Below are 6130 nucleotides of genomic sequence, written 5' to 3' on the forward strand. Positions count from 1 at the left end.
CAACGGAGAGCGGTGCTGCGTCGGCCTGCTGGGCGGTCCGGCCGTACGTCATCCAACCCGCGGGCCGCAGGCCCCAGCGGCAGTTGCTCCGGCACTCGGGAAGCAGTTCACGCCCCTGCGGCAGCCGCCAGGCCCGCCCCGCAGGCCGCCCGGACCAGGCCCAGCACCCGGAACCGGGAGCTGCCGTCCTCGTGCGCGGCCCGGACGGTCCCGCTGATCAGCAGCTCGCGCAGCATCCGGCCGCACTCGGCGAGGCCGAGCCCGGTCAGTGCGGTGAGGTCGGCCAGCGCGAACTCCTCCCACGAGCGGTCGCAGAGCGCGGCCAGCAGCTCCCGCGCACCGTGCGGCAGCCGCTCCATCCGCTCGCGCAGCGCCGCCCGGAAGCGCTCCGCCCCGGCTCCCGCGCCCAAGTGGTCCAGCAGGGCGACCGGGTCGGCGTCCAGGCTGTGGCACAGGGCGGCCAGATCGCACACCACCAGCCAGGACGCCGCGGCGGCCAGCGCCCCCGGATGCCCGTCCAGGCGGCGGCAGATCCACGCCGCCCGTTCCAGATCGGCCCGGGCCGGGACGAACTCGGGCCGCACCCGCCGGACCTGGCCGAGGAAGACCCGTAGGGCCGCGGCGGCCGGGTCCACCGAGCCCTCGCCCGGCACCTCCAGCGGGGACAGCAGGAAGATCCGCTCGCCCGGCACGTCCCACGGCTGGTCGGAGGTGACCAGCAGCCGCAGCCCCGGGCAGGCGCGCAGCAGCCCGGTCAGCCGGTCGGACCGGGGCGCGCCCGCCGGGGCTCCGTCCAGTACGAGCAACGCGGGCTGATCGCCGAGGAGTTCGGCCAGCCGGCCGGCGGCGGCTCCCGGAACCTCGTCGGGCCGCCCCGGCGCGACGGCCCACAGCTCGGCCACGGCCGCCGCGACCCGGGCCGCCGGCTCGCCCCCGGCGCAGCCGAGGTGGTCGGCCGCCACCCCGGGGAAGGCGTGCCACAGCACCGGCAGGCCCGTCGCGTGGAGCCGCGCGGCGACCTCCAGCGCCAGCCGCGTCTTGCCCACCCCGGTCAGCCCCACCACGTTCACCAGGCGTTCCGTGCCCGAGGTCAACTCCCCGGCCAGGACGGTCGCTTCGGGGTCCCGGCCCACCAGCGGATGCAGCGCGGCCGGCGGCGCGGGCAGCTCGGCCGGCCCGTGCCCGGTGGCCCGGCCCTGATGGGCGGCCGCCTCCAGTACGGACCGGGCGCGCGGGCCGAGGCGCAGCGCGTCGGCCATCAGCCGTACGGTGTCGGGGCGGGGCCGTCTGGCCTTGCCCTGCTCCAGGTCGCGGATGGCTCTCACGCTGATCGTCGACAGATCGGCCAGTTCCCGCTGGGTGAGCCCGATCCGCAGCCGGTGGGCGCGTATGAGGGATCCCAGAGGTGCGGCGGCGGAGTCGGTCGAGAGGTGCTGCACGTTCGTGTGCGCGGTCATGTGCCCGTTCATGTGTGCGCTCCCGGCGAAGGTGGTGGGGAACGGCGGGGCCTGGGGTGATGTGGCCCGGTTCCTGCTTCCCATCGTCGGCAGGCCGCTATCGCCCCGGCATCCCCGGACGAACGGGCCCCGGCCGGTGTTCCTATCGCCGCCTTTCCCCGGCCGGGCGGGGGGCCGGGGCGTGATAGCGCGGGGATAGGAGCGGGGCCGGTGCCGGGATTCCAGCTGTTCCTAAGTTGATGTCCAGAAGGAAGGAAGCGCCCCGGAAAGCCGGAGCGCACCGACGAAGGGACACGAAATGAACCTCGCCCCCGCCCTCCGCGCCGCCCTCGTCACCGTCGCCCTCGCCGGGGCCGCCGTACTCGGCACCCAGGTCGCCCAGGCCGACGGCCCGGCCACCCCCGCCACCCCGGCGGGCAGCACCGCCCCGGCCGCCACCCCGACGCCGAGCACCACCGCCGACACCAACCCCTGGGACTGACACCGCACGGCGGAACTCAGACCCCGGCGGCGGAACCCGTCGCCGGCACGCGCACCACGGACTTGAGCGCAGGCAAGGCCTCCCCGGCGCCGAGCGGATCCACGGACCTCAGCGGCTCCTCAGCCCGGGCCGGCTCCGCGGCCCCGCCCCGATCCCCCGCCCGCCCTCCGCCCCGCTCCCCGGCCGCGACCCCGGCCGCACCCGGCACCTCGCGCGTCCCCGGCCTGCCGGCCGAACCGCCCAGCAGCCGTTCGGCCTCCGCCAGCTCCGGCTCCATCCGCCGGTCGCGGAAGGCCCGTACCGCCGTCTCCAGCAGCTCCCGCGACCGGGAACGCTCGGCGGCGCCACCGCTCGACGCCAGCAGCCGCGCCAGGTCCATCCGGACGAGCGCGGCCCCGCCCTGGTCCATGATCTGCTCCCGCACCGAGAGCGCCTGGGTGTAGAACCCCTGCGCCGCCTCGCCCCGCCCCATCTCGGCGTAGGCGTGGCCCAGGTCCCGCAGCAGGTGCCCCTCGCCGATCACGTCCCCGCCGTCCCGGCACAGCTCCAGCACCTCGCTGAACGTCCGGACCGCCCGCTCGTGCTCGCCCTGACCCTGGAGCAGCTGCCCCGCCCGGCGCAGCGTCCGCGCCTGGCCGCCCGTGTAGCCCACCGAGCGGTAGATGGAGAGGGCCTCGTCCAGTCGGCTCCGCGCGGTCGCGGTCTGCCCGCGCCGCATCCAGATGTGCGCGCTCTGGGTCAGGACGATGGCCCTGCCCACCACATCACCGACCAGGTCGAAATCCCGCAGCGCCCGGTCGTACAGGGTCAGCGCGCGGTCCTCGTTGCCCCGCATCCGCTCCAGCAGTGCGAGATCGCGGTGGCACAGGGCCAGTCCTTGCCGGTCACCGAGCTCCTGGAACACCCCGAGCGCCGAGGTCAGCGCGGCCCGCGACTCCTCCGGCTGGCTGCGGCCGAGGTAGAGCGCGCCGAGCGAGCTGAGCAGCGCCGCGCTGCCCCGCCGGTTGCCGGCCGCCCGGACGGCCTCCAGGGCGAGCTGGTGCGTGCGCTCCCAGTCGTCGAAGTACCCGCGCGCCTCGAACAGCGTCGCCAGGGTCGTCGCCAGGTCCCAGCACAGCTCGTCCATCCGCTCCCGCGCCGCGTGCTCCACCGCCTGGACCAGGTTCGCGTGCTCGCTGTCCAGCCACTCCAGCGGCTCCACGAGCAGCTCGTCCACGCAGCTCGACGGCGGCTCCCAGCGCGGGGCGGTGCCGTGCAGCACCGTGAAGTCCCCGCCGTAGATCCTCCGGTGGGCCTGCTCGGCCAGGGACATCCAGCCGCCCATCATCCGGCCGAGGGCCGCCGACTGCGCGGCCGGCTCGTCGTGCACGGCGAGCTGCTCCCGGGCGAAGACCCGGATGATCTCGTGGAAGCGGTAGCGGAACCCGCCCGTGGACTCCACCCCGACGACGTCCAGCATCTGTACGTCGACCAGCGGCTCCAGCAGGTCGGAGGGGAACGGCCGGTGATCGTCCAGCAGGGCCCCGGCCAGCCAGCCCGGCAGCGTCGGCCCCTGGGCGAGGCTCAGCAGGCGCAGCAGCCGGCGGTCCTCCGCCGCCAGCCCGTCGTGGGTGAGGGAGAGGCTGGCCCGCATCGTCATCTCGCCGTGCGTGAGCTCGTCGAGGCGGTGCCGTTCGTTGGCCAGGCGGTGCACCATCGAGGCCAGCGTCCAGTGCGGGCGCGCCGCCAGCCGGGCCGCCACGATGCGCAGGGCGAGCGGCAGCCCGCCCACGGTCCGGATCAGGGCCTCGGCCGCCACCCCCTCGCGCTCCACCCGGTCGCCCCCGACGACGCGGACCAGCAGCTCCAGCGCCCGCGCGGTGTCCATGACGTCCAGCTCCACGCGGTACGCCCCCGGCAGTCCCGTCAGCCGGACCCGGCTGGTGACGAGCACCGCACAGCGGTTGCTGCCCGGCAGCAGGGGCCGGATCTGGCTCTCGGAAGCGGCGTCGTCGAGCACCACCAGCACCCTGCGCGAGGCCAGCAGGGTCCGGTACATCTCGGCCCGCTCGTCCTGCGACTCGGGGATGACCGGACCGGGGATCCCCAGCGCCCGCAGGAACCGGCCGAGCACCTCCGCGGCGGTGGCCGGAGCCCCCGTGCCGCGCAGATCGCAGTACAACTGCCCGTCGGGGAAGCCGGTTTCGCTGAGCCGGTGTGCGATGTGCGTGGCCAGGGTGGACTTTCCGGTGCCGGGCTTCCCGACGATCGCGGCGAGCCCGACGGCCCGCCGCCCGCCCTCGCCGAGCAGGGCGTGCTCGATCCGGCCGATCTGCTCCTCGTCGCCGACGAAGTCCGAGGTGTCGGCGGGCAGCTGGCGGGGCGTCTCCTCGCGGTACGCCGCCGGTACGTCGAACGGGTCCGCGGGACCGCCCCGCGGCCGGCCCCCGGATACCGGCCGCCCGGGCCCCGCCGGGCCGGTCAGGGGCGGGCCGGCCGAGGCCGGACCGGGTCCGCCGGAGCCCCCGTCCTGCAGCGCGCTCCCGGGGGCACGGGCCGGCGTACCGCCACCGGTACCGCCACCCGTACCGCCCTCGGTGTCCCTGCCGGGTCTCTCCCCGCCGGGTCTCTCCCCGCCGGGTCTCTCGCCGCCGGGCACCGCCGGGCCGCCGCCGGACCGGCCGACGGCGCCGGAGCGCGGATCCGCGTACGGTGCCCCGGGCGCGCCCTCCTGGCGCGCAGCGCTCGGCGGCCCGCCGTAGCCGTCCGAGGCGGCCCGGGACGGGGGCGCCACCTCGCCGGAGAGGATCGCGGACTCCAGCCGGCGCAGCTCGCCGCCCGGCTCCAGACCGAGCTCCTCCACCAGCAGTTCGCGCCCCACCCGGTAGCTCTCCAGGGCCTCCGCCTGGCGGCCCGAGCGGTACAGGGCGAGCATCAGCTGCCCGCGCAGCCGCTCCCGCAGCGGGTGGACCCGTACCAGCAGCTGTATCTCGCCGACCAGTTGGTGGTGGCGGCCCAGGTCCAGCTCCAGCTCGATCCTGGTCTCGGCCGCGATCAGCCGCTCCTCGTCGAGCTGCAGGGCCTTGCTGCGCAGCGTCTCGCTCGACACCCCGCTCAGGCAGTCGCCCTGCCACAACTCCCCTGCCGCACGCAGAAGTTCCACGGCATCGGCGATCCCGCCCTGCTTGCCCAGGGTGCGGGCGTCCGCGACCTTGTGGGAGAACAGGGCGGCGTCGACGAGATCGCCCTCGGTCTTCAGGACGTACCCCGGCGGCCGGGTGGTGATGGCGGCGGCGATCCCCGCCTTGGTGAACAGCTTGCGCAGCCGCGAGACGCAGATCTGCACCTGGGTGCGCGCCGTGTCCGGTGGTTCGTCGTCCCAGATGAGATCGACCAGGTAGTCGGTGCTGACGACCCGGTTGGCCTCCAGGAGCAGGGCGGCGAGGATGACCTCCTGGCGCCCCGGCGGAATCCTGACCGGCCCGCCCCGGCCGGTCACCTGTAACGGTCCGAGGATCCGGAAAACCACCGCATCCGGGGTGTTCGGCACCCCGCCGGGCGAAGCAGTCATGAGTCTCCCAGCTGGGGGCACGCCTGAGAACGGGTGGAGCGCGGGGTCAGTCTCCCCGAACAACTCTCCGATTGTCCATGGTGTGGAGATTCCGTGATGAGTCCCGTGGCGGGCGGTGATAGGGAGGCGATAGCCCCGAGTTGCGGGCCCGGCGCACGGTGTACCTGCCGCACCTGGCCGGGGTGCGGCCGTACGGAAGGACTTCCCCCCATGAACAGCCGCAGCGCCAGGAGGCTCCCGCCCAGCCCCGTCGTCACCGACTCCGGAGTCGACCACGTGCGCCTCGCGTACCACTACCTCGACGCCGGTGACCTCGACGGCTACGGATCCCTCCTGCACGCCGACGCGCTGGGCGTCGCCGAGCTGGAACGCCCCGCCCCCGGCGCACGCCACCACATCACCCGGATCGTCGCCGAAGGGGACTGCGTGGTGGCGATGGGCCGCCTCTCGCCACAACAGCGGGAATTCGTCGACGTGTTCACCCTCTCCGCCGAGGGCATGCTGCGCGCCTGCCGCCGCTACTACGCCGCCACGCCCGCCCACCGGCCACAGCACTAGGCGGTGTCTGATGGCTCTTGCCCGGGTGGTGGATCTGCTGCCGTTCCGGGCATGAGTCGGTCATGGTGCGTCGGCATGAACTGA

The 6130-nt window shown here is 75.2% G+C and carries 4 protein-coding genes; 2 read left to right on the top strand and 2 right to left on the bottom strand.

The window, feature by feature from the left end; genetic code table 11:
• Positions 1-107: 107 nt before the first annotated feature.
• Positions 108-1469: a helix-turn-helix domain-containing protein gene (locus AB0D94_RS31450; protein ID WP_362058887.1), complete on the bottom strand. Its 1362-nt coding sequence runs from the start codon at positions 1467-1469 to the stop codon at positions 108-110.
• 286 nt (positions 1470-1755) lie between these two features.
• Between AB0D94_RS31450 and AB0D94_RS31455 the strand changes: the two genes are divergently transcribed.
• Positions 1756-1938, top strand: coding sequence for a hypothetical protein (locus tag AB0D94_RS31455; protein WP_362058891.1), 183 nt, complete (start codon positions 1756-1758; stop codon positions 1936-1938).
• 16 nt (positions 1939-1954) lie between these two features.
• Here AB0D94_RS31455 and AB0D94_RS31460 read toward each other — a convergent pair whose 3' ends face one another.
• Positions 1955-5488: a BTAD domain-containing putative transcriptional regulator gene (locus AB0D94_RS31460; RefSeq protein WP_362058894.1), complete on the bottom strand. Its 3534-nt coding sequence runs from the start codon at positions 5486-5488 to the stop codon at positions 1955-1957.
• Between the two features lie 210 nt (positions 5489-5698).
• Between AB0D94_RS31460 and AB0D94_RS31465 the strand changes: the two genes are divergently transcribed.
• Positions 5699-6046 carry a nuclear transport factor 2 family protein gene (locus AB0D94_RS31465; RefSeq protein ID WP_362058897.1) on the top strand — a complete coding sequence of 116 codons (348 nt, stop codon included), beginning with the start codon at positions 5699-5701 and terminating at the stop codon, positions 6044-6046.
• The last annotated feature ends 84 nt before the right edge of the window (positions 6047-6130 follow it).

The organism is Streptomyces sp. NPDC048255, assembly GCF_040652415.1.
GTDB lineage: Bacteria > Actinomycetota > Actinomycetes > Streptomycetales > Streptomycetaceae > Streptomyces.

Coding starts and splice junctions, on each gene's coding strand:
- AB0D94_RS31450 (WP_362058887.1), bottom strand. CDS start 1,469: ATGAACGGGCACATGACCGCGCACACGAACGTGCAGCACCTCTCGACC.
- AB0D94_RS31455 (WP_362058891.1), top strand. CDS start 1,756: ATGAACCTCGCCCCCGCCCTCCGCGCCGCCCTCGTCACCGTCGCCCTC.
- AB0D94_RS31460 (WP_362058894.1), bottom strand. CDS start 5,488: ATGACTGCTTCGCCCGGCGGGGTGCCGAACACCCCGGATGCGGTGGTT.
- AB0D94_RS31465 (WP_362058897.1), top strand. CDS start 5,699: ATGAACAGCCGCAGCGCCAGGAGGCTCCCGCCCAGCCCCGTCGTCACC.